This window comes from Parabacteroides caeci (assembly GCF_023656795.1).
In the GTDB taxonomy this organism is placed as follows: domain Bacteria; phylum Bacteroidota; class Bacteroidia; order Bacteroidales; family Tannerellaceae; genus Parabacteroides; species Parabacteroides segnis.
Genome location: NZ_JAMOKT010000006.1, coordinates 142,515 through 165,359, shown reverse-complemented (window position 1 = coordinate 165,359; position 22,845 = coordinate 142,515). Strand labels below are relative to the sequence as shown.

Genomic DNA, 22,845 nt, shown 5'->3' with positions numbered 1-22,845 from the left:
GAACATGAATCTTATTCCATTTTTTTACTGGTTCACTCTTTGTCTTCCTTTCTTTCAATGGTTTGACATATTACAAATCTATCTTTTTTATCTTATCGAAATTCTATCTGCCAAAACTAAGGTTGATTTTTAGATTGGTAATCTTCACCCAGCCGTAGAATTGCCATAATCTGTCTTTTATACAATCTTTAATTTCAGCTTTCAGGGCTGACTTTTTTAATTTGTCATCATCTGTAACCCCGATATCTAAATCAAAGGATATATGTAGTTTCTTTTGTTTCATAACTTTTTTAGTTTTTCTTATCGTAATTATTAATCTCTGTATTCCTGATAAACATTCCATGAAACGGAACTCCTGCGGCTATGATCAGCAAGAAAGTACCAAGCCAATGCCAGAAGTCTTGAAATATAAATTGTAATATTTCTATCATGACTCACACTTTTTTAATTTTGATTGTTATTCAAACATCCACTCTGACCATGACCACATATACAACTCTCGTGTACCTATTCCTTCATTGTCAGTTAATACGTATCTCCCGTTCTCAGTAATATGTCTTATAGTAAGTTCTTCGCCACAATGCTTTTGCATGTTATAGCAAAACACGTTCATATCCTTATCCCTGTTGAGTACTAAACCATAACTATCTTTATTCTGATTATACCAGTCAATGGATTTAATGCGAACTTTATCTCCAACGTTGTATTTATTCATGATTCATCATTTTTTAGTTGTTAGGTAATTTCATAAAACACATCCAGATAGTTTTACCACTCCGGCCAGTTGTATGTCCGAATAAAGGCTGTCGGTCAATAGCTTTCAAAACATCTTTAACGGTTACTTGGGCTTCATTCCATTTAAAAACAAGAACACCGTAATCATCAAGTACCCGGAAGCACTCGTTGAAACCCTGTTTCAGTAACTTTGGCCAATCTTCTGACAATTTGCCGTATTTCTTAGTTAGCCAACTATTCTCACCAACCTTAACCAGATGGGGTGGATCAAACACAACAAGTTTGAATTTTTTAGAAGGGAAAGGAAGATTGGTGAAGTCCGCGATGAGATCAGGATGAACTATCAAATTCCTGCCATCACAAAGAATATGTTCTTCGTTCCGGATATCAACAAACAAGGCTGCCGGATTATTTTTATCAAACCAAAACATCCGGGAACCACAGCAGGCATCCAATATAATTTTATCCATTTGCTTCAGTTCTTTTAAATGTGAATTGCTTAATTACTTTTTCGTCTGTATCGGGAAGTGCTCTATACTGACATTCAGTACCGAGAACAATTCTTCCATCATGAAGACGTATAAGCATTCGAAATGGCAGTTCTTTATCATCCCGAATTATTACTCCAGGAATTGTTTTATCTGCTTTATAGTTAAAGCACACTTCGACTTTGCGGCCAATTCCACCCATTGAATTTTCGACCGTTGTGTACTGCTTTGGAAAACTATCTGTATCTATATTCTTTTCTACTCCCATTATTCGCTATTTTTTATAACTGATTTTTTCCTTTTCCCCAAATTGTCTTGCTAATGCTTTCACTTGAGAATAAAATACCTTAGTTTGCTTCCGTTGCAAAAACTCTACTATTTCTAAGCAATCCGTAAACCAAGTGTATGTAACTGAAGAACTAAGTCGCTTTTTATTCTTGTTTCTATTATAATACCAATAAGACACCACGACATTCCAGCCTTTTTTATTGGGATATACATCCACATCTATTTTATCATCAATCATAGTTTTCTCTATTTAAATTCTTCTTAGCCTTACACACTCAACTCGATATCTCCTCGTCATACGAGTTCTGTATCGGCAAAACTCTTTTGCACATAGTATTTCATTTGAGAGGAAAATACATAACAAAATAGAGGCTATAGCAGAACGGACCATTGGTGAAAGATCCAACGATATATTAAAACGAGTACAAAACCACCAAGCAGAAAGTTGATTTATCTTATTACAACCAGTTTTCTTATAAATATTTTGTACATGATTAACTGCTGTTTTGTATGTCATAGATAATGCATACGCAGCTTCTTTTACGGATGCTCCCCAGGCTAATCTTTCTGCAAGTTGTATTTCACGAGGGGATAAATGAGCTTGTGGATTCATTTTTTACTTCTGTTATATCCCATATCTCATTAGGATCAGTTATACCATATTTTGAAAACACCTGCTCTACTGCTTCCTTCTCCTGTACAGAAATATTCGGGATACGCTTTCGCTTTTGGTAATAGTGTTGCTTGGTTTTAATACCTAAAGCCTCTATTAATTCATTCTGCAGAGGCATATAATCTTCATACTTAACCTTACGAATTCCCTTTAAAAAAGAGTAATTTAAATTCTTTACTGCCATACTAGTGTGTATTTTATAGGGTGTTTACCCTATTGATTTATAAAATTGCTTTCGCTACCTTTGAAACATTGAATGTTTAATACAGGTGCAAATATGTTGGATTTTATCCAACATACAAAACATTTGGTAAGATTTTTTACTACATGACTATTGATTTAACAAATATCAACAATCGTATATTATATTGGATAGATTATTCAATACAGTCTAACCAGTATAGGTCTGAAGCTGACTTTATCAAAAAACTTGGATTGGCTACCGCTAGAACTAAGCTTAGTGATATAAAAAGGAAAAAAGCAAATTTCACTCTCGGTGATGTAGTTATAATTCTTACACACCATACTGAATTAAATCCTTCATGGATTATAAAAGGAGATGGTAATATGTTATTGACCAATGAAGAAAAGCCAGAACAAGAACTTGTCAATGAGTTAAAAAGGCTTAACAAAACAAATCTAGAGCTACAAGAAAGATATGAAAAAGTTCTTGTGGAGCTAGGCCGATATAAAGAACGATTAGATAAGTACGAACCATCAGCAAAGGCAGATCAAGCAGTATGACGATTACTTATGGAGGGAAGTGGAATACAGGCGGGGATGATATTGATTGAAATTTCAATTTAAACATTAATGCAATTTATGGAAAATAAAAAACTTATTCACAGTAACGAATATCATATGCTGAAGCAATCAGATATTCAAAAAGAGATGAAACAGGTAGTAGATAATTTACACATGGCCGCAGGATCAGTTGGTGGTTTTGATCTCTATAAGGTCGTAGAAACCTACATGCTTGATTTAGAAAAACGACACGAAATCAATGAGCTTCTTCATATAGCTGAAGATGCATCTTTTTATAAGGAATAATATATGTCTGTTCCCTGTATGTAGGGAAAATGTAGGGAACAGACTCATATAAACAACTAATATACAAATAAGCAATGCGGTCCGATATGCTCCACACAAAGGCAAAGAGGTTCACTTTAGAGGTGAGCCTCTTTTTTTATTTAAAATAATTCGACCATCTCCCTTTTTTTACGTATCATATTATAAACGGACAAGAAGTATGATGAATGAAGAAGAAATACAAGTACTAATAGATAAAAGCAAAAAGCAGGACATGACCGCTTTTGCCCTATTAGTCACAGAATACCGGCAACTTGTATTCCGACTGGCATTTCGCTTACTCTGTAATGAAGAAGAGGCTAGAGATATGGTACAGGAAACATTTATAAAAGTTTGGTTGAATCTTGACAAGTATAACCGGGAATACCGCTTCTCAACCTGGCTCTATAAAATTACCGGAAACATTTGTTGCGACCGCCTGCGCTTTCTGCAACATACCCCTTCGGGAAACATGCAAGGACCATCTGTCGATAACCTCCCCTTATCTTCTGAAGAGAACATGGAACAAAGTCTTATAAACAAAGACCTAAAGAACCTGATACTCCGGTTCACCGAGGAACTCACCCCAAAACAAAAACTAGTGTTCACCCTAAGGGAAGTAGAGGGCCTTGAAGTATCCGAAGTAGAAGCTATCACCGGTATGTCTGCCGAAAAGATCAAAAGCAATCTTTACCAGGCACGCAAACAGATACGAATGAAAATAAATCAGATGGAGAACAACCTATGAAAAGAGAAGATGAAACATACGAAAAATGGCTGGACAAACTAAAAAATACCGAACCAGTCTTGAATGCTCCGGAAGAGCTGACAAATGATATTTTGAACAAAATAAAAACCTTACCTTCCGGAACGTCCCTTCTGAAAGAAGCAAAAGGGAAAAGTAAAACAAACAGGATATTACTATCGGTCAGCAAAATATCCGGTATTGCAGCAGCTCTCCTGCTTTGTTTTCTGATAAGCGAAACCATTTTCTTTTCACAAGACAAGCAGTACCCGAAACAATCTTATGCGAATAATGCTATCTGGCAAGGGAAAGCCTACTCCCTACCCGATAGTTGGAGCCCAGAAAGTAGCTTACTCGAAAAAAGCCGCTATCTATCCGAACAATGGAAGGAATATAAAGAAGAACTATCAAAAAGAAAAACTTTCTTCCTGTCCAAGAGAATATCTGTAGAAACCATCATTCACTAAAACGAACAAAAGATGAAAACAAAAGGATATATATCAATCATTTCAGGACTGCTTTTTATGGCCTCCTGTTCTTCCAATCACCGGATAGTGACACAAATTTATCCGGACGGACAAATTGACCGTGAAGTATATGCACACGGAGACTCCGCTTTTATAGCGGGCGACGGCTCACACTCTCCTTTCCTGTTCTCCATTCAGGACTGGCAACAGACTCCTTTGAATCCCAGTATCCCTTTTGTTATCTTAGGAAAGAAAAGCGACTCATTCGGCAAAGAGGATCAATTGAATGTAAAAGTCAAACGCACATGGAATATATGGGATACCCCTCTCCGGCTCACTCCCGAAAAGAAATGGATGGAGCCGTTAGCCGTTCCGCAGGAAAAGCTGGAAAAACATTTCAGATGGTTTTATACTTATTATACATTCACATGCAACTATCGTCAAATTGAAGAAAGAGGCCCCATCCCCCTTGAACATTACCTGAACAAGCAAGAACAAGAACTGCTCTTTCAGGGCGACCTAACTCGAACACGGGGTATGAACGGACTTGAGCTAAACGATAAGCTGAATGACTTGACAGATCGTTTCGTGAAATGGTATAATGAGAGTTTGTTTGAAATCCGCTTTGAAACTATTGAGGAATGGGAAGCTAAGTCCGGTAATAAAACCTTTATCTCAAGGCTGAAAGCAGACAAAGAAGCCATCAAAAAATCAGCCATGAGTAAAGGAGAAGATACAGACCTGGATTCGATAGATATATATCAGCTACTCGACACTTTCTACCAGACGAACTATTTCTCCACTGCATATCATCAGAAGGACAAAGATGAGATAAACCGGTTATTTGAAGAGAAATGCCGTCCGATAGAGTTATTCAACCACCAGATAAAATACGAACTTAATATGCCGGGCCAGTTGATAACAACCAATACCACCCTGCACGAAGGAAAAACTCCTTATTGGAAGATAGACGCCTACCGGCTATTACCTGGTGATTATACTTTGGAAGCCCAATCGCGTGTAGCCAATATCTGGGCTTTTATTGTCACGGGGCTACTTGGGATACTGGCTGTCTGTGGTATGATATATGGGAAAAAGCAAAAAGAAAAGTGATCTTTATTATTATTAAATACATTTATAAATAAAGATTTTATGTAAGTTTGCAGCGTAAAAAAGGACAGATATCGAGATTAATCTAATTGAGTATTTTGGAAAAACAAATGCAAGATAATGAGCCACAGCTTATCCTGTCATTGAAAAACGGCTCTTACAAAGCTTTTGAGAGGATATATCAGATGTACGCAAAACGTTTATTTGCGTATAGCCTGCAATTCACAAAATCTCAGGAAGAATCAGAAGAAATTGTACAGGATGTATTTATGAGGCTTTGGACAAACCGAGCGAAGATACGACAGGAAGATACACTCCGTTCTCTCCTTTTCATTATGACAAAACATTATCTCATTAATGCATTCCGTACTAAAATCAATCAACCGGAATATGAAGAGTATATTCAGTACGTAAATGAACACTCGGTAGATGATGCCTCATACCAGCTAGAATATCAGGAATTTGTAGCAAAGTTTCGTGCCATATTGAAAACACTGCCTGAAACACAACAAAAAGTAATTACCTTGTCTAAAATAGAACAATTCTCAAATAAAGAAATAGCAGACAAACTATCACTGAGTGAACAAACGGTAAAAAACCAGCTTTCCCTTGGACTTAAAAGCCTTAAAGAGAAATTGGGAAGCCTTGGAATATATCTTGTGTTATTATTTATTAATTAAATCGGTTTAATTAGTACGAATCAGATAATTGTTTGTCTATAACATACAGAATAGAATGAATAACTTGATAAAGAAATACAGAATAAATGAATTGAGTCCTGAAGATCTATCGGAACTTAAAAGAAGTACCAATGCGATGGATAATCAGGACCTGGAGAGACTGATCCTTGACGACTGGCTACATGAGGAGATCGATACTTCTTCTGTAGATGACAAACTGTTGCAGAAAATAAAAAGCAAAATCGATCAGGGAGTTAAACCCCAAAGTAACCGCTTTTCCCTGATTCTTCGCTGGACACAGTTGGCCGCAGCTGTCCTATTACCAGTCTTTGTAATACTAAGTTTCTACTTGTATCATGAAAATACGACTTTATTATCTAATGAGATTGTAGTGGAAACGGGACAGGGTGAACGTGCCAGTGTTACACTGCCGGACGGAAGTATAGCTTCACTCAATTCAGAATCCAGGCTTGTCTATCTTCCTAAAGATTACAATAAAAAAGAACGAAATATTCACTTTGGAGGAGAAGGTTATTTTCAAGTCAAGCATAATATGGATATACCTTTCTTTATTAATGCACAAGGACTTCAGGTAAAAGTGCTGGGTACTAAATTCAACCTGTTGGTAAGAAAAACAGACCGGACAGCCGAATTGGCATTGGAAGAAGGGCGTGTTTCGTTGCTGTCTACCCATACAAACAAACAGGTCATTTTAAATAAGAACCAAAAGGCGATTCTGGATTATGCCACCGGAAATATAACAGTCGTATATGACGAACATATAAAGGACATATCAGCCTGGAGGCGTGGTGACATGGTATTCCGCAACACACCCCTGTCGCAGGTTATTCGTACTATTGAAGCAAATTATAATGTACGTATAAAAATAGAAAGCGAAGACTATCTAAACGATCCCTTCACCAGCACTCTGCCTGTCACCAATCTGAATGAAGTACTTGAAGTGCTTGAACACTCATATCATTTAAGAGCTGTTATCAACGGTAAAGAAATCTATCTGAAATAAAATCTGAAATCATTAAAGTCAATATCGAACCGCTTTCTAAAAGGAAGCGGTTTTTTTAATACCCGGATACTCATTTTATGTTCTTTAGCATATATTTTCTTCGGTACTAAATGAAACAGACCCTGTCATTACTATTGATAACGATTCTTTAGGAACCATTAAGTTTAATTCTAAAAACTATTAAAATGAACAAACATTTAAGATTAAGGATGTTAACCTTGTTTTCGTTACTATTCTTTTTTTCTGTTTCTCTCTTTGCACAAGAAAAGCTAGTAACGATACATTTGGAAAATGTTTCTCTAAGAGAAATATTCTCTGCTATTGAAAAGCAAACTACTTATCGCTTTTCTTATCGAAACGTGGTGATAGATGCAACAAAAGACATCACCATTTCCCAAACAAAAGTTCCTGTATCTTCCGTACTCAACGAAGCATTAGCAGGAAAAAACCTGGAGTACAATATTGTATCTTCCAAATCCATTGTTATTTCCGACAAACCAAAGAAAACAGCCTCCGACCAGAAAGAAATTTCCGGTATTATTAAAGATAGCAACGGAGAACCGGTTACCGGTGCTACGATCATAGAAAAAGGAACGAGCAATGGAGCCATATCCGATATGGATGGCCATTTTTCTCTCAAGGTTGCAGAGAACGGAATACTACAGATTTCTTATGTCGGTTATGTAGAGCAAATAATTCCTACTAACAACCAAACCATCTTTAACATCATCCTGAAAGAAGATTCCCGATTGCTTGACGAAGTCGTTGTAGTCGGATATGGTAGCATGAAAAAGAAAGATTTAACCGGAGCTATCACCCACGTGGATGCACAAAAACTAGTCAATGAAAGGCCTACTACAGTACAGGATATTCTCCGCGGCACAGCCCCAGGCTTAATCGTTGAGCCTTCATCCAGTGACGCTAAAGAAGGTCCCGGCTTTCTTATCCGAGGGAAACGTTCTCTAAAAGGAGGAACATCACCGCTAATTGTCTTAAACGGAGTGCCATTCAACGGAGACCTTTCAGAAATCAATCCTATGGATATTGAATCAGTCGATGTCTTAAAGGATGCTTCATCAGCCGCTATTTACGGAGCGAAATCGGCCAACGGAGTTGTTATCATAACAACCAAGAAAGGTAGAGGAGAAAAACCTACTGTACAGTTTGACGGGAGTGTTGGATTTGCGACAATGGGAGTTAGCCGTAAATATTACGAACCTGATGAATATCTGCAATATCGGTCGGATTATGCAACCAGCAGTAACGGATTCGAGAATAAAGGATATTACAGCAAACCGACAGCAGAGAATCTAAAGAAATATAACTTAACCGAAGAACAATGGCGTAACCATGATGCAATTGGTCAGGGCTCTACTAATATGGAAGATGTATGGTTGCAACGTATTGGCTTAGGGGATGTTGAGCGTCGTAATTATTTTGCCAATACCCCATATGACTGGTATGACGCAACCTGGCAGACAGGATTACGACAGAACTACAATGTCAGTCTTTCCGGACAAACGTCCCGAGTAAACTATTACTGGTCACTAGGCTATCAGGACAATGAAGGTAATCAGGTAGGAGACCGATTCAAAAACTATAGAACAAACTTACGTATAGATGCTAAAGCGACCGACTTTCTGGAAGTAGGAGCAAATCTGATTTTACAGAGTCGCGATGAGGGATTCCAAAAAGTAGACTGGGAAGAAATGTGTAAAAACTCTCCTTATTCTACCCCTTATTATGAAGATGGCTCCCTGAATCCCTGGCCTATGGGAGAAGGTCACCAGGCACCTGGTACAAATAGTTTTTATAACTTATCCATGTCATCCAAAAGTGCAGGAACACAGACTGTCAATAGTAATTTCTTTGCAAAACTTACTTTGCCATTCAATATCACTTATCAATTTACTTTTGCCCCCCGTTATAGCTGGGCACAAGACAGAAACTGGAATAGTTCTGAAAGTGTTTTCGATACTACACACGGTTCTGCTACCAGAGCGAGTTCACGTTCTATTGTTTGGACATTAGATAACATAATAAAATGGAACTATACATTTGCTCAAAAACATTTAGTCGATGTAACATTGTTACAAAGCGCAGAGCAAAGTCAGTACTGGAGCGAATCTATGACCGGCAAACAGTTCTCTCCCACCGATATATTGGAATGGCATAATATGCAAAGCGCAAATGAGAAGACATTCAGTTCAAACGATGAAAAATACACAGGAGATGCCCTGATGGCACGTTTGTTTTACTCTTATGATAATCGTTATATGTTTACCGCTTCCGTACGCCGGGATGGATTTTCAGCCTTCGGACGTTCCAATCCACGTGCAACTTTCCCTTCTTTAGCTCTGGCCTGGAATTTTTCAAATGAAAGCTTTTTTAATTGGGATCCTATGAGCAATGGAAAACTTCGTATTTCCTGGGGTAAAAACGGTAACCGCGATATTGGTATTTATCAGGCATTATCCCAGCTGACCACCGGTAGCGGTATCAGTAAATACTCATATGCCACTTCTGCCGGAACATTATATGAACTTTCAACTCTACAAATTGAGCGTATGGCCAATAATGATTTAAAATGGGAAAGCACAGCATCATGGAACGTCGGACTCGATTTCGGATTTCTCAATAACCGTATCAATGGAAGTCTGGAATGGTATTATATGCCGACGACAGACTTATTGATGGACCGCACACTCCCTAATATCAGCGGTTATAGTTCTGTTGTAACAAATTTAGGAAAGGTCGTAAACAGTGGTTTTGAAATATCATTACATTCTGTGAATATTGATAATGAAAATTTCAGTTGGAACACTTCATTTAATTTATCTCACAATAAAAACCGCATTAAACATTTATATTATACTTATGAAGACGTATTAGATCAAAATGGAAATATAGTCGGTTCAAAAGAAGTTGATGATATAAACAAAAGCTGGTTTATCGACAAGCCCATGGGGACTATCTGGGATATTGAAATGATAGGAATCTGGCAGGAAAATGAAGCGGAAGAAGCTGCCAAATATGGACAAAAACCAGGCGATGCCAAGGCACGGGATGTAAATAATGACTACCGGATATCTCAGGATGATAATGTATTTTTAGGACAAACAGATCCGAAAGTCAGATTATCTCTCAGAAATGATTTCGTCTTGTTTAAAGACTTCGACATATCTTTCAACCTGTACTCTTATCTGGGACACAAAGCTGCAACAACGGATTATTTAAACTATTTTGATTTTAAAGGAGATTATTTGAATGCTCCGGTGAGAAAATACTGGACACCTGAAAATCAATCTAATTCTTTTGCACGTTTAAAGTCAACATTACCATCCAATGTCTCCCCTAAAAAAATAATCAGCAGAGACTTTATCCGTCTGGAAAATATATCTGTCGGATATAGAGTTCCGAAAAAAATAACAACTTTATTACGCACCCAGGATATCAGGGTATATGCAACGATCCGTAACGTAGCGATATGGGCATTCTCGAAAGAATGGTCAAATGCCAATTATTGGGATATTGAAACAACAGGTTCTATGCCCCGAACATATACATTAGGTGCCAGTATAACATTTTAATCCATTTTATTATGAAAAATAATCTATTCAAATCAGTATCTCTTACGCTCGTTTTATCGACATTAGCTTCTTGTTCCGAAAGTTGGCTGGATCCGGAACCTCTGTCTTTTTATGAGCCTAATATTACATTTTCAACAGTCGAAGGTCTTGAAGGTGCATTAACCCGTTGCAGAAGTGATATGCTTTATTATTTTCTGGGTTCCAATGGAACTGCCGTATCTACAGAATTAATTTTTTCAGATGTAGCTGTATCTGCAATCACAGATTTAAGTGGTTCACAAAATTTTACTTCAGATATTACTCCAACATCTAACAATCTTTTTATTGGAACCAACCTGTCCAATGCATTTTGGACTAGTGGAGTATCCGGAAGCAGTTTTGCCAATGCAGTCATATCACGTCTTCCCGAACTAGATTTGGACGAGACTACTAAAAACCAGATGCTTTCCAGAGCTTATTTTCATCGTGCATGGCGTTACTATCATCTTACTTTCCAGTTTGGAGACATTCCTCTGGTAACGAAAGAAATAACCACTCCCAAACTGGATTTCCGTTCAGTAAAGATGGAAGTGATTATTGAGAAAATGATCAAAGATTTGGAATTTGCGGTAGAAAATATCCCGGAAAGGGACGATTGGGGAAAAGAGAACAAAGGAACCTGTCTGATGTTGCTCACCAAGTATTACCTGGCCGCAGGCGAATTTGAGAAAGCTCTTAATGCCGCAAATACGCTGATAAACAACTGTGGTTATGAATTAATGGAAGAACCGTTCGGCACGTTTGAAAATCCTTTCCCGGATGTTCGTCCGATGACGAGAAATGTCTTATGGGATTTGCACAGACCTGTCAATAAATCTATTTCGGCTAATAAAGAAAGTATTATGACTATCATCAGCCGTTATGAGAATCAGGATAGTAGAGTTAATACGATGTTTTTATACAACTTTACCCCATTCTGGAGTATGACAGATGTTAACAGGGGTATTTTAACTCCAAGTAAGCAAAATATCGGAATAGGCCGACAAGCCGGCACAGCTGAGTTTATGGCACAATATCCTGATTATATAGACCAAAGAGCAGTATGCGGACGAGGTGAATGTTTCATAAGACCAACTTACTTTGCTGAAAAAAGTATGTGGACAGACGAGAATGACCTTCGACATGACAGGAAAACAGGAAACTGGATGGCTATGGAGGATTTGAAGTATAACAACGTAAATCTGTTGGGTACTGATGATGAAAAATATTATTTAAAACCTCTTCAGAAATATGCAGATGACGGAACATTATTGTGTAAAGATACTATACGCTGCTGGTACGGTTATCCTTATTACAAATTATGGGTAGATGATGTTGACCGGGATGTTGCCAATGGATATAAAGGTGTCGATTATCAGGGAGGCCCTGGTGATACGTACCTATATAGGTTAGCAGAAGCATACTTGCTGAGGGCTGAAGCTTACTATTGGCTGAACGATTATGCAAAAGCAGCAGAAGATGTGAACAGGATCAGAAAACGTGCTCATTGTACTACATTCTTTAGTGCAGCCGATATGAACGGTCTGGATGGTATGGATATCATTATGGACGAAAGAGCCCGTGAATTGATGTACGAAGAATTCCGCCATGTAGAACTGGTGCGTGTTTCATATATTAAGGCAAATAAAGAAGGGACATACCAGTCTCCCAAAAGCCTGGCTGACGAAAGCAGTAACAGTTACTGGTGGCACCGTATCGTAAAGTACAATAATTACTATAACAAAGGTATAACTACTTTACACAGCGATGAATATAAAATTGCTAAACATAATATATTCTGGCCTATTACACAAGGAAATATTGATCCTAATTTATATGGTCGCATAAACCAGAATTACGGATATGCAGGTTATGAGAAAAATGAACCGCCAATCAGTTCTCTTGAAGAATTAGAGGCATCCGGTCAGTAAAACTCATCGTATGAAATATAGTGCTCACTACAACTCAGTGGGCACTATTTGATAAGAATCAATCTTACTCACGAATCAAAAGGAAATACATCCATGAATATATCAAAGAAAAACACGTTCCTGGTTACAACATGCAGCCTATTGATTTCTTCGATGGCAGTAGCTCAGGATAAAAGAGAAAAAGACATTCAGCCTGAATGGTTAAAAAAATACAGTGACAAGGAAATTTATAACATGTTTGAAAATCCGCCCATGTTCTATGCCCCTCATACCTTTTGGTTTTGGGACGATGTGATCAGAGACGAACAGACGGCAGCCTCAATGGCCGAAGAGATGGCTAAACAAAAATTAAATCCCGGATATGCACATCCTCGTTCCGGATTTGATAATGCGGTAACAGCACTTCCTGTCGAACAATACCTTGCCGAACCCTGGTTCAATAGCTTTAGTAACGCACTGCAAAATGCAAAGGATAACGGATTAACACTCGGATACTGTGATGATTATAATTGGCCAAGCGGCCAAGTAGCAGGTAAGGTTCTGCAAAAACACCCGGAACTGGAAGCAACTTATCTTGCTCCAAAACGTTATTATGTAAAAGGGAAAACAGAGGTAAAATACGACTCGATAAACTTCGCTGTTGCCGGAAAAATGGTTAACAACCAGCTCGACGCCTCATCACTACGGATTATCGGTGAAGGAAGTAATATCAAATGGACAGCTCCTTCGGGGGACTGGATGATCTACACATACACAATAAAAAAACATCCGGGGATTGATGGCGGAAAGGTAAATTATCTGGACCCGAAATTAATGGAAGTATTTATTCCTTTAGTCCATGAACAATACGACAAACATTTCAAAAAGGACATGGGGTATAGCATCCCAGGAGTATTCGTTGATAATGAAGGCGATTACGGATGGAAAATGGCCTGGTCCGAACATTTGGCAATCCAATATCAGAATAAAAAGAAACGTGATATAAGAACATGGTTGCCTTTATTAACCGAAAAAGACAAAGACGGCTTATTTGTAGTGGCCCGATGTGACTGGTTCGATGTTGTATCGGATGTATATAATGAATGTTATTTCGAACCATTGGTCAAGTGGCTGAAGGAACGTAATATGTATTATATTTCTAATTTGTGGGAAGAGTCATTACAACTCCAGACAATCGCTGTCGGTGATTTGATGAAAACAACACGCTGTGTAACAATGCCCGGTAACGACTGCCTGGAAATGAAATCTCAGGATGTACATGATTTCAAAGAAATACAATCCGTTGCAGAATTTGAAGACCGTCCTTTTATGAGCGAAATCATGGGAGTGGCCGGATGGATACAATCTCCGGAAATGATGAAAATGACAATAAATTCCGTTACTTCATTCGGGGTTAATCATGTTGTTCCTCATGGTATTTACATGAACAGACAATTGGAAACAGTACCTTTTCCCAGTGACTGGTTCACTGAAAATCCCTATTGGAACTATCTACACCAATGGACTGATTTTGCCAGACGAGCAGCCTTCATAACCCGGCAAAGCAACCTGGTTGCAGACGTTCTGCTGGTTCACCCTATTGAAACCGCCTGGTCTTTTTCAGAAAACTATTTCTCAGAAGAAAAGGGTGTACAGAATGCACCGTGGGACCCACGTGTCATTGAAACAGACCAAGTCTATTCGGATGCTATGAGAAAGATGAATCAGGAAAATATTGACTTCCTGATAGCCGACAAACATTACTTATCGAAAAGTACAATACAAAACACCGGCAAAAGCACAACAATAACGATCAACAACCATGATTTTAAGGCAATCGTACTTCCTACAACTTATATTATACCTCAGTCATCATTCAAAAAAATCGTTGAATTCGCCAAACAGGGAGGGTTAGTTGTTTTATTGGGTGAATTACCTCAGGGTTCTCCCGAAAAAGGATTAAACGATAAAACAATTATAGCCCAGGCAAAAACATTAAAACAGTTTCCGAACGTTATCAATTTAGCATCTGATAAAGACAAAATGGAGGCAATGATCACCGTCTTAAACGAAAAGATGGCACCTCAGATACGTCTTAAAAACTCAGGTAGATTATATACGGCTCAAAGAAAGGCCGGTAATACTAATTTATACTGGTTTGCAAACAATACCGATACATTAAAACATTTCACCGCATGGCTCAGAGATGGAAAAGGAGTTGCTGAAATATGGGATTGTGAGACAGGTCAGAAAAAGATTATTCCATCGACAACAGAGAACGGATATCAGAAAGTATCCCTGACATTGAATCCGTTTGAAGCTTATTGGCTGGCTTTTAATCCGGATAAAACAAATTCAAGAGAAGTGAAACCGGATATCACCACCAAAGAAAGAATAATCGATACCACATGGGAAATTAGCTATCCAAATGAAAACACTATTTATAAAACAACGGCAAAAGTATTATATTCAGATAGCCGGTTAAAAGAAAATGAGTTTTTACGATTAGGATATGATGACTCGAACTGGAAATATTATTCCCGCCAAGACGAAAATAATATTAAAAGCATCTATGGTTATTGGAGAATGAATATTCCGGTAGGTACAAAATCAGTTGTAGTTCCATCCTATATGTTGGGAAAAGAAATCTGGCTGAATGATAAAAAGATAAAGGTAACGGATTCTTTAATCAACCTGGCTCCGGAATCAAAATTACTATCGTTTGTAATAAATCGGAAGGAAGAAAAAATAACTGTTGCTCCTTTTAAATTTACAGTTGGTACGAAAGAGAATCAAAAACTGACTTCGTGGTACACTTATGGACTTCAGCAATATTCCGGATTTTTAGAATATGAAACTTCAATTACGATAGACGATACGTCTTCAAATGTTTTTATTGATTTAGGCGAAGTAAAATATATGGCCGAAGTTTTTGTCAATGATCAACCAGTTGGAGCCCGTTTATGGCCTCCTTTCAAATTTGACATTTCTAACACATTAAAACAGGGAGAGAATAAAATCAGGATAAAAATAGGAAACCTGATAGCCAATAAAATGTGGATGAAAGAGGATATGGGAAAACTCCGTACCTGGGGTTGGAAAGGAATACCGGATCTAAACCAATGTAATGCGGGGCTATTCGGACCTGTCAAATTGATTTTCACATCCAAATAAGTACCATCAGAGACTATCTTTTAATCAAATACAAAAGTAATCAGAATGAGAAATGTATTTTTTATCTTACTAATATTACTGACAAACATCTTCTTCAATGCGTGTAAAGAGAAAAACGATACCACCTTTGAAGAAGCATTCGATAATCCACCCGAGTCCACAAAACCCTGGGTGTACTGGTACTGGATCAGTGATAATATATCGAAAGAAGGTATTACACGGGATTTGGAAACGATGGCTGAAGTAGGTATCGGTGAAGCGCTCATCGGTAACGTTGTCGACCCGGGAAATCCCTGGGGGAAAGTGAAAGTCCTCAGCGAAGAATGGTGGAGTTGTGTCGAACATGCTATCAAAGAAGCCGACAGGCTGGGGATCAAAGTCGGCATGTTCAACGGACCGGGATGGAGTATGTCCGGAGGTCCCTGGGTAAAACCCGAAGAGGCGATGCGTTATCTCACATCTTCTGAGACCAGAGTCACAGGAGGCAAAAAAATCGAGATTCAACTGGAGCAACCGGCCGACTTCTTTCAGCAGGTATCCGTACAGGCTTTTCCTGTTCCTAAAAATGATAATGGACATATAACAGCTGACATAGCCGAAATACACGCCGACCAGGCAGAAGTAAGGGCCATGTTCGACGGGAACAGGAAAACCGCATTCAAAGCCGATAAATATCCTGTCATCATCGACATTCACACCAAAGAACCCTATACGGCACGAAGCATTGAATTCGTACCGGTGGAAAGTGGTATCGGAGCAAACTTCAAATTACAAGTCAAACAAAAGGATGGCAATTACAAAACCATAGCCCACCGCGATGTTGCCCGTACAAGGCTGGATGCCAATATGGGCGGGATGACATTCGGACCTGCCACAGAAAGTTTCGAGGCTGTTACGGCTTCCGATTTCCGGATAATCATAGACGGTTATTATGGCGGCCATATCGGAGAAATTGAAATATCGGGAGCTGCCAGATTATCCCATTTTGTGGAAAAACAGTTAGGCCGCTTAAGTGATATTCCACAAGTTAAAGCAGATACATATATGTGGGACAAGCCGGCTGAACCGGAAAATGAAGAATTGAAAATAAGTGCCGACGCGATCATAGATATCACCGGCAATGTAGATGAAAAAGGCGTTTTAAGATGGGACGCTCCGGAAGGAGAATGGATCGTTTTACGAACGGGAATGGCCCTTACCGGTACACAGAACGCTCCGGCATCTCCTGAAAGTACCGGTTATGAAATAGATAAAATGAGTAAAGCGGCAGCTTCAGGACATTTCGATGCTTATGTCGGTGAAATTATCCGCCGTATTCCGCCCGAAAAGCGTAAAGGTTTCAGGCATGTTGTTGCAGACAGTTACGAACAAGGTTCGGAAACATGGACAGAAGGTTTCGGCGAACTGTTTGAAAAAGAATACGGATACAGTCCTTATCCATGGATGCCGGTATTGACCGGGCGTATCGTCGAAAGCGCCGATCGTTCCGACCGTTTTTTGTGGGATCTGCGCCGGTTGGTTGCAGACCGTATTGCCATAGACTATGTCGGAGGACTTCGTGAAAAATGTGAAGAGAACGGCTTACGTCTTTGGTTGGAAAACTATGGACACTGGGGATTTCCTGCCGAATTCTTAAATTATGGCGGGGCTAGCCACGATGTCGGCGGAGAGTTCTGGATCAGTGATCCCAGCCTGGGGGCTGTTGAATGTCGCTGTGCTTCATCGGCTGCCAATACCTATGGGAAACCTTTTACTTCTGCTGAAGCATTCACCTCTTCCTGGTCATTCAACCTGACACCGCGGGATATGAAGAAAATGGGCGACTGGTCCTGGACAGAAGGAATAAACCATTTTGTTTTACATGTGTATATACACCAGGCTTACGAACAAAAACCGGGTATTAATGCATGGTTCGGTATGGATTTTAACCGCCACAGCAACTGGTTCCCGCACTCAGGCTCCTATTTCGACTATATACGCAGATCGACCGCTATTTTACAAACAGGAAAACATGTGGCAGATGTAGCTTATTTTATCGGGGAAGACGCACCGAAAATGACAGGAGAAAAAAATCCGTCTCTCCCTCACGGCTATGATTATGATTTCATTAACAGTGAAGTATTACATAAATATGCAGACGTAAAAGACGGTAGATTGATTTTGAAATCCGGCATGTCCTACAGGCTGCTTGTTTTACCCAATCAACAGACCATGCGTCCGGAAATGCTGGAAAAGATTGCTGAACTGGTTAAAAACGGATTAGTGGTTCTGGGTCCTAAGCCTCTGTCCTCTCCCAGCGGTAAAGATTATCCGGCAGCGGATAACAGGGTTGTTTCCTTAGCGGATGAATTATGGGGGGACAGTGAAAATGTGCACAAATATGGTAAAGGAATGGTCCTTTCCAATATGGATATCAACCAGGCGGCGGAATTATTGAAGCTGAAACCGGATATGGTCATGCCGGAAGGGTTCTTGTTCACGCACAGAAGTACAGGCAATTCGGATGCTTACTTTATTACCAATCAGAAAGACGATAAAAACAAGGGCGAGTTCGGTTTCAGAATAACCGGAAAACAGCCTGAACTATGGAATACTGTCACCGGAGAAAAGCGCGACCTGTACGAGTTCAGGGAAGAGAACGGTTTTACTTATATTCCCCTTGAATTCGACAAATCTGATTCCTGGTTTATCATATTCCGCAAAGGGATAGAAAAGAAAATAGACAGGCCGAACTTCCCTGAAAAAACGACTATGCAAACACTTAAAGGGGACTGGAAAATAACATTCGAAGCAGCAAACGATACCATTGAAAGTATCATTATGCCGGAATTAAAAGACTTGACAACCTTTGACGAACCTTCTATTAAATATTTCACGGGAGTAGCGACATATTCAAACGAATTTGAATACCCGGAAGAACCGACATCCCCCGTATGGATAGATTTGGGAGAGGTAGAAGCGATGGCACAGGTTACGATTAACGGACACAGGCTCCCCTATCTCTGGAGATATCCCTATTCCGTAGAAATCTCTGATTTACTTATGAAAGGCACCAATAAGATTGAAGTGGATGTTGTAAACACATGGTGGAACCGTCTTGTAGGTGACAAACAACCCAACAGTAAACAGCATGCATCTGCTACCGTCTGTAGATGGAATGCCGATAGTAAATTGTTACCGGCCGGATTGGTGGGACCTGTTACTTTAAAAAAGGAATAATCAACCCTTCCTGAAAAGACCTTTTCAGATCTTGCTTCATAAAAAAACTACGGTCTCTCAATGAAACCGTAGTTTTTTTATTTTAATCCAATCCTGCCATTAATCCAGGAACAATGCCGAACAAGCAGCATTTGCCCCCCGCACCTGACAAATACGGACACGTACCGGTTGATTGACTTCAAATGTCACATAACGTCCCATCCCGTAATTGCGGACCATATGGACCGGAGATAAAATTCGTTTATTCTGCAAATCAAACAGTTCGATCGCGCTCCGCCGTCCGTTATAATCCCAATCTACAAAGTAAAGAGATATTTTATACGGCTTATCGTGCCGGTAATCCACATCTATTGTTATCGTCTGACGACAAACCTGCGGATCAAAGGTCATTATAGCTCCTAAACTACGGCTCTCATCATTTTCAATATTGGAGACCAATGCCCGTTTGTCAGAAGCCGTATTCATATAGCTAGAATTTTCTTCTCGCTGGCAAATGATACTTTGACATTGCTTCGGCAGCTTAGTCCGGTGTGCACCTTCCCCGTCGTAATTGAACAAAATATATCCTTTCGAACCATATACTCCTTTCCAGTTACCCTGAGTCAAAGTATCTTCCTTTACCGTCGAAGCCGGATAACAGTACTTGAGTTCTTCTTCAACCACCGGGCTTTCAGCAGGACGGTCATAAGAAAAGCTGAATGTATGCGATCCTTCATTCAAAACAGGCAAATAAACGTGAGTGGCGTTCTTCTTTTCCGGCTGTATCGTTTGTCCGTTCATTTTGATTTCTATATTTGCAGCTCCCATAAGAGGTATAGCCAAGCGCCCTGTTGTTCCGGCAGGAACAGACAAAGATCCTTTTCCTTCCTTTACATCCATATAAACCTGTATTTTCCCATGAGGAGTAGGAACAGCCCCGTCAATACGGGTCAATCCGGTAGTCAGATGGGGACAAACGGTAAAAGTTTTAAATCCCGGAACTTCCGGTTTTACACCTAAAACCTCTTCACTCAACCATTTCGCTACACCGGCACTCCAGGGATGAGTAAAACTGGTATATCCGCACTGGTTATTGACCGGAGCATCATTATCCGCTAGTTTACAGAGATTCCATGAAGGACGGAATACTTCAAAAAATGTTGTCGCTCCATAACGTAACTGTCCTCCCCAGCAATCATCGATCGTATTCATCGCTTCTCCATAACGCCCCAAACAAGCCAGTGCATTGATTACAAAATACTGGTTGAAAGGAGAATAGGAAACACGCTGCAAGCGATCGCTAAAGACATTATTCCATAAAGAAGCGACCTCCTCAGGAGAAACGACACCTGCATTCACTGCATCAGAAGCGGCAAATATATCCAACCCTTCCTGCCAGTCCGGACTACACTGCAATTGCTGTTGCTTTTCATCGGCATACGTTTCATATTTCCGGGACAGATCCTGCCGGCCACAATCATTCATCGCCTTTGCAAACCTCTTCCAGGTCTGAATAGATAACATTTTATATGCCGTATGTGTCTCTTTACAGTTCGGATTCTCAAAACCAGCCCCTAACCGCTCATCCCATCCGTAAAAAGAGACCGAAGGACTTTGTTCATAATGCTGATAAGCGATATCCAGTTTATTGCAGGCATTATTACATAAAGAATCCAAAAGAGACTGATCTCCGGTATACTGGTAATAATCCAGTAAGCTCTGTACCCAATAAAGAGAATAACTCAGGATACCATTAAACTGTTCCGCCGTATAAAGAATGTTCTTACGGACAAAATCATAATTACCAAAAGCGACAAGAGCGGCAGCCTGTGAAGTGTGTGCATCACCGGTCCACGAATGACGGTCACTCCGTTCCATCAGAATGGCACCGAAATAATCTTTCAGCAAATTGAGCCGGACAGTATAGGCGGCAGTGTACCAGATACGGTTCAACTGTTCGTCGTTACTGTTAAAACTTCCTTCATAATTAGTCGGTTTCGTCTGGCAGACCAATCGTACATTCCGTATCCTGAATTTCTTAGACACATCTTTCAAATGTATCCAGGCAAAACGTACACCTTCATACAATTGTTTATTCAACTCTAAACGATACGTTTTACCATATTGCTTAGGCACAGCCGTCTTTACCGGATGCTCGGAACCCAGATTGAAAACAGCCGGCTCATTGAACTCGCTGATACTGCATTCGACAGTAGCCGGCATATCATCACATTCAAATTCCAGCCAACCGGCATTGACCTGACCGAAATCAAACATGATATTACATGCTCCGGTAATTGTTAAGTCCGAATGACCTTTTACCGTCATATTCATCGGTTCATCACATGTAACAGAAACCGGTTTCCGTGTGTACACTTCCAGATCATCGTCGGCATCCGGACTTTTCCACCGGCAATTGACTAATGGGTCCGGCGAGCAAGTGATCTTCTCTCCTGTCGGAACACCCTTCAAAGGTGGATACGGCGACTTCTTCAAGTCTTTTCCTTCCGGACTAGCAGCCAGTACGAACAACGGTGTCAGTAATAATATTTTCGTAAACAGAATCAAGTTTTTAGACATAACTACAATTTTAACTTATAAATAACTATTTAACGCAATCCGAAGATAGTACAATCATAACAAATATGGATATCTTGCCATTGTAATATGATTTATATATATTTGTACAAAGTTCATTGCATCTGAATATGAAAAACAAAAATCTTTTCAAATACCTCGTCAGTAGTGAAAGAGATTTACTCTGGGGATTGATCGTTGACAATGTAGGTCAGGCAGAAATCAGCAAAGACTATAAAATCTATCCGCCCAAAGTAGGACATCCCACAGATTATTACTTTACTCCTCAAAACGGACGTATACTCGATAATTACCAGCTCATTTATATCTCTAAAGGGAAAGGGACTTACTTCACTTCTCCCGATGAAAGTATCCCGATAACAGCCGGAGATATGCTGATAATACCTCCCTATACATGGCATAGCTACTATCCGGACAAAAAAACCGGATGGCAGGAATACTGGATAGGCATGCGTGGTCCTCATCTGGATGCAAGGTTCAAAAACGGCTTCTTCGGAACAAACCGGTTAGTTTATAAAGTCGGGTTGCGCGAAGATATCATCCAGTTATTCAACCAGGCCATAGACTTCGCTTTCTCCGAGCAAGCCACTTACCAGCAAACACTGGCCGGGATTGGCAACCTCATCCTGGGAATGGCTATCTATTATGACTGCAACCAACATTTCACAAATGATGTCGTTATCCAGCAAATCAACCAGGCCCGTATAATCATGAGGGAAAATTTCCTTACAGGAATATCCCCTAAAGATGTCGCTCAACAGATCAATATGGGATACTCCTGGTTCAGGAAACTATTCAAAGAATATACGAATGTCTCGCCGGCTCGTTTTATATTAGAATTAAAACTACAGAAAGCCAAAAGCCTCCTGCTCAACTCCTCCCTGAGTGTCAAAGAGATATCCTATATGGTCGGCTATGAAGATGCAACTTATTTTACCGCACTTTTCAAAAAATATACCGGATTCACTCCTTTAGCTTACAGGGAACAGCTTTCTTCAAACCAACTACAGCATGTTGCCGATTCAGAAAATGACGGGAAGACAGCTCTTTAAACACCGTATCAGACCTTATAACAAAAC

At 39.6% G+C, this 22,845-nt stretch carries 21 protein-coding genes; 12 read left to right on the top strand and 9 right to left on the bottom strand.

Translation table 11 applies throughout. The features are described from left to right. Window positions 1–103: 103 nt before the first annotated feature. The 8 genes from NBH15_RS04885 to NBH15_RS04850 are packed head-to-tail and all read right to left on the bottom strand — an operon-like array spanning window position 104 to window position 2,368. A complete protein-coding gene (locus tag NBH15_RS04885) occupies window positions 104–283 on the bottom strand; it encodes a hypothetical protein (protein ID WP_250822137.1) in 180 nt (59 codons plus the stop codon). 7 nt (window positions 284–290) lie between these two features. Next, entirely contained in the window at window positions 291–431 is a 141-nt protein-coding gene (locus NBH15_RS04880) for a hypothetical protein (protein WP_250822136.1), read from the bottom strand. Between the two features lie 26 nt (window positions 432–457). Continuing rightward, window positions 458–715, bottom strand: coding sequence for a hypothetical protein (locus NBH15_RS04875; protein ID WP_250822135.1), 258 nt, complete (start codon window positions 713–715; stop codon window positions 458–460). A 13-nt stretch (window positions 716–728) separates the two neighbouring features. Continuing rightward, entirely contained in the window at window positions 729–1,205 is a 477-nt protein-coding gene (locus tag NBH15_RS04870; protein WP_250822134.1) for a TRM11 family methyltransferase, read from the bottom strand. After that, a complete protein-coding gene (locus NBH15_RS04865; RefSeq protein WP_250822133.1) occupies window positions 1,198–1,491 on the bottom strand; it encodes a hypothetical protein in 294 nt (97 codons plus the stop codon). The genes NBH15_RS04870 and NBH15_RS04865 overlap by 8 nt, the downstream gene beginning before the upstream one ends. Window positions 1,492–1,497: 6 nt before the next feature. Beyond that, the gene (locus NBH15_RS04860; RefSeq protein WP_007654425.1) at window positions 1,498–1,749 is read right to left on the bottom strand and encodes a hypothetical protein; all 252 of its coding nucleotides are present in this window, start codon (window positions 1,747–1,749) and stop codon (window positions 1,498–1,500) included. Between the two features lie 12 nt (window positions 1,750–1,761). Further along, window positions 1,762–2,124: a helix-turn-helix transcriptional regulator gene (locus NBH15_RS04855; protein ID WP_250822132.1), complete on the bottom strand. Its 363-nt coding sequence runs from the start codon at window positions 2,122–2,124 to the stop codon at window positions 1,762–1,764. Beyond that, window positions 2,093–2,368 carry a hypothetical protein gene (locus NBH15_RS04850; RefSeq protein WP_007654428.1) on the bottom strand — a complete coding sequence of 92 codons (276 nt, stop codon included), beginning with the start codon at window positions 2,366–2,368 and terminating at the stop codon, window positions 2,093–2,095. The genes NBH15_RS04855 and NBH15_RS04850 overlap by 32 nt, the downstream gene beginning before the upstream one ends. A 143-nt stretch (window positions 2,369–2,511) precedes the next feature. Between NBH15_RS04850 and NBH15_RS04845 the strand changes: the two genes are divergently transcribed. The 11 genes from NBH15_RS04845 to NBH15_RS04795 all read left to right on the top strand — a co-directional run bounded on the left by NBH15_RS04845 (window position 2,512) and on the right by NBH15_RS04795 (window position 19,189). Beyond that, window positions 2,512–2,928 (top strand): hypothetical protein, encoded by a 417-nt coding sequence (locus NBH15_RS04845; RefSeq protein WP_007654429.1) that lies wholly within the window; start codon window positions 2,512–2,514, stop codon window positions 2,926–2,928. Between the two features lie 78 nt (window positions 2,929–3,006). Beyond that, the gene (locus NBH15_RS04840; RefSeq protein WP_007654430.1) at window positions 3,007–3,234 is read left to right on the top strand and encodes a hypothetical protein; all 228 of its coding nucleotides are present in this window, start codon (window positions 3,007–3,009) and stop codon (window positions 3,232–3,234) included. A gap of 199 nt (window positions 3,235–3,433) precedes the next feature. Continuing rightward, a complete protein-coding gene (locus NBH15_RS04835; protein WP_128133761.1) occupies window positions 3,434–4,000 on the top strand; it encodes an RNA polymerase sigma factor in 567 nt (188 codons plus the stop codon). Beyond that, window positions 3,997–4,464 (top strand): hypothetical protein, encoded by a 468-nt coding sequence (locus tag NBH15_RS04830; protein ID WP_250822131.1) that lies wholly within the window; start codon window positions 3,997–3,999, stop codon window positions 4,462–4,464. Before NBH15_RS04835 ends, NBH15_RS04830 begins: the two co-directional genes overlap by 4 nt. Window positions 4,465–4,476: 12 nt before the next feature. Continuing rightward, on the top strand, window positions 4,477–5,577 hold the full coding sequence (locus NBH15_RS04825; RefSeq protein ID WP_250822130.1) for a hypothetical protein: 1,101 nt from the start codon (window positions 4,477–4,479) through the stop codon (window positions 5,575–5,577). A 95-nt stretch (window positions 5,578–5,672) separates the two neighbouring features. After that, complete coding sequence (locus NBH15_RS04820; protein ID WP_186958996.1) at window positions 5,673–6,254, top strand: RNA polymerase sigma factor; 582 nt, start codon at window positions 5,673–5,675, stop codon at window positions 6,252–6,254. A 55-nt stretch (window positions 6,255–6,309) separates the two neighbouring features. Beyond that, window positions 6,310–7,278: a FecR family protein gene (locus NBH15_RS04815; protein ID WP_250822129.1), complete on the top strand. Its 969-nt coding sequence runs from the start codon at window positions 6,310–6,312 to the stop codon at window positions 7,276–7,278. 185 nt (window positions 7,279–7,463) lie between these two features. Beyond that, window positions 7,464–10,868, top strand: coding sequence for a SusC/RagA family TonB-linked outer membrane protein (locus NBH15_RS04810; protein WP_250822128.1), 3,405 nt, complete (start codon window positions 7,464–7,466; stop codon window positions 10,866–10,868). 11 nt (window positions 10,869–10,879) lie between these two features. Then, window positions 10,880–12,817, top strand: coding sequence for a RagB/SusD family nutrient uptake outer membrane protein (locus NBH15_RS04805; protein WP_250822127.1), 1,938 nt, complete (start codon window positions 10,880–10,882; stop codon window positions 12,815–12,817). Between the two features lie 93 nt (window positions 12,818–12,910). Continuing rightward, window positions 12,911–15,970 carry a glycosyl hydrolase gene (locus NBH15_RS04800; RefSeq protein ID WP_250822126.1) on the top strand — a complete coding sequence of 1,020 codons (3,060 nt, stop codon included), beginning with the start codon at window positions 12,911–12,913 and terminating at the stop codon, window positions 15,968–15,970. Between the two features lie 45 nt (window positions 15,971–16,015). Continuing rightward, window positions 16,016–19,189: a glycosyl hydrolase gene (locus tag NBH15_RS04795; protein ID WP_250822125.1), complete on the top strand. Its 3,174-nt coding sequence runs from the start codon at window positions 16,016–16,018 to the stop codon at window positions 19,187–19,189. 99 nt (window positions 19,190–19,288) lie between these two features. Here NBH15_RS04795 and NBH15_RS04790 read toward each other — a convergent pair whose 3' ends face one another. Next, on the bottom strand, window positions 19,289–21,748 hold the full coding sequence (locus NBH15_RS04790) for an alpha-L-rhamnosidase C-terminal domain-containing protein (RefSeq protein WP_250822124.1): 2,460 nt from the start codon (window positions 21,746–21,748) through the stop codon (window positions 19,289–19,291). Window positions 21,749–21,876: 128 nt separating this feature from the next. Between NBH15_RS04790 and NBH15_RS04785 the strand changes: the two genes are divergently transcribed. After that, the gene (locus NBH15_RS04785) at window positions 21,877–22,818 is read left to right on the top strand and encodes an AraC family transcriptional regulator (protein WP_250822123.1); all 942 of its coding nucleotides are present in this window, start codon (window positions 21,877–21,879) and stop codon (window positions 22,816–22,818) included. The last annotated feature ends 27 nt before the right edge of the window (window positions 22,819–22,845 follow it).

Bases quoted from the DNA above. Each gene is read 5' to 3' on its own strand.
- NBH15_RS04805 (WP_250822127.1), top strand. From the start codon at position 10,880: ATGAAAAATAATCTATTCAAATCAGTATCTCTTACGCTCGTTTTATCG.
- NBH15_RS04845 (WP_007654429.1), top strand. From the start codon at position 2,512: ATGACTATTGATTTAACAAATATCAACAATCGTATATTATATTGGATA.
- NBH15_RS04835 (WP_128133761.1), top strand. From the start codon at position 3,434: ATGATGAATGAAGAAGAAATACAAGTACTAATAGATAAAAGCAAAAAG.
- NBH15_RS04810 (WP_250822128.1), top strand. From the start codon at position 7,464: ATGAACAAACATTTAAGATTAAGGATGTTAACCTTGTTTTCGTTACTA.
- NBH15_RS04875 (WP_250822135.1), bottom strand. From the start codon at position 715: ATGAATAAATACAACGTTGGAGATAAAGTTCGCATTAAATCCATTGAC.
- NBH15_RS04800 (WP_250822126.1), top strand. From the start codon at position 12,911: ATGAATATATCAAAGAAAAACACGTTCCTGGTTACAACATGCAGCCTA.
- NBH15_RS04860 (WP_007654425.1), bottom strand. From the start codon at position 1,749: ATGATTGATGATAAAATAGATGTGGATGTATATCCCAATAAAAAAGGC.
- NBH15_RS04790 (WP_250822124.1), bottom strand. From the start codon at position 21,748: ATGTCTAAAAACTTGATTCTGTTTACGAAAATATTATTACTGACACCG.
- NBH15_RS04850 (WP_007654428.1), bottom strand. From the start codon at position 2,368: ATGGCAGTAAAGAATTTAAATTACTCTTTTTTAAAGGGAATTCGTAAG.
- NBH15_RS04825 (WP_250822130.1), top strand. From the start codon at position 4,477: ATGAAAACAAAAGGATATATATCAATCATTTCAGGACTGCTTTTTATG.
- NBH15_RS04830 (WP_250822131.1), top strand. From the start codon at position 3,997: ATGAAAAGAGAAGATGAAACATACGAAAAATGGCTGGACAAACTAAAA.
- NBH15_RS04885 (WP_250822137.1), bottom strand. From the start codon at position 283: ATGAAACAAAAGAAACTACATATATCCTTTGATTTAGATATCGGGGTT.
- NBH15_RS04870 (WP_250822134.1), bottom strand. From the start codon at position 1,205: ATGGATAAAATTATATTGGATGCCTGCTGTGGTTCCCGGATGTTTTGG.
- NBH15_RS04785 (WP_250822123.1), top strand. From the start codon at position 21,877: ATGAAAAACAAAAATCTTTTCAAATACCTCGTCAGTAGTGAAAGAGAT.
- NBH15_RS04855 (WP_250822132.1), bottom strand. From the start codon at position 2,124: ATGAATCCACAAGCTCATTTATCCCCTCGTGAAATACAACTTGCAGAA.
- NBH15_RS04815 (WP_250822129.1), top strand. From the start codon at position 6,310: ATGAATAACTTGATAAAGAAATACAGAATAAATGAATTGAGTCCTGAA.
- NBH15_RS04840 (WP_007654430.1), top strand. From the start codon at position 3,007: ATGGAAAATAAAAAACTTATTCACAGTAACGAATATCATATGCTGAAG.
- NBH15_RS04880 (WP_250822136.1), bottom strand. From the start codon at position 431: ATGATAGAAATATTACAATTTATATTTCAAGACTTCTGGCATTGGCTT.
- NBH15_RS04795 (WP_250822125.1), top strand. From the start codon at position 16,016: ATGAGAAATGTATTTTTTATCTTACTAATATTACTGACAAACATCTTC.
- NBH15_RS04865 (WP_250822133.1), bottom strand. From the start codon at position 1,491: ATGGGAGTAGAAAAGAATATAGATACAGATAGTTTTCCAAAGCAGTAC.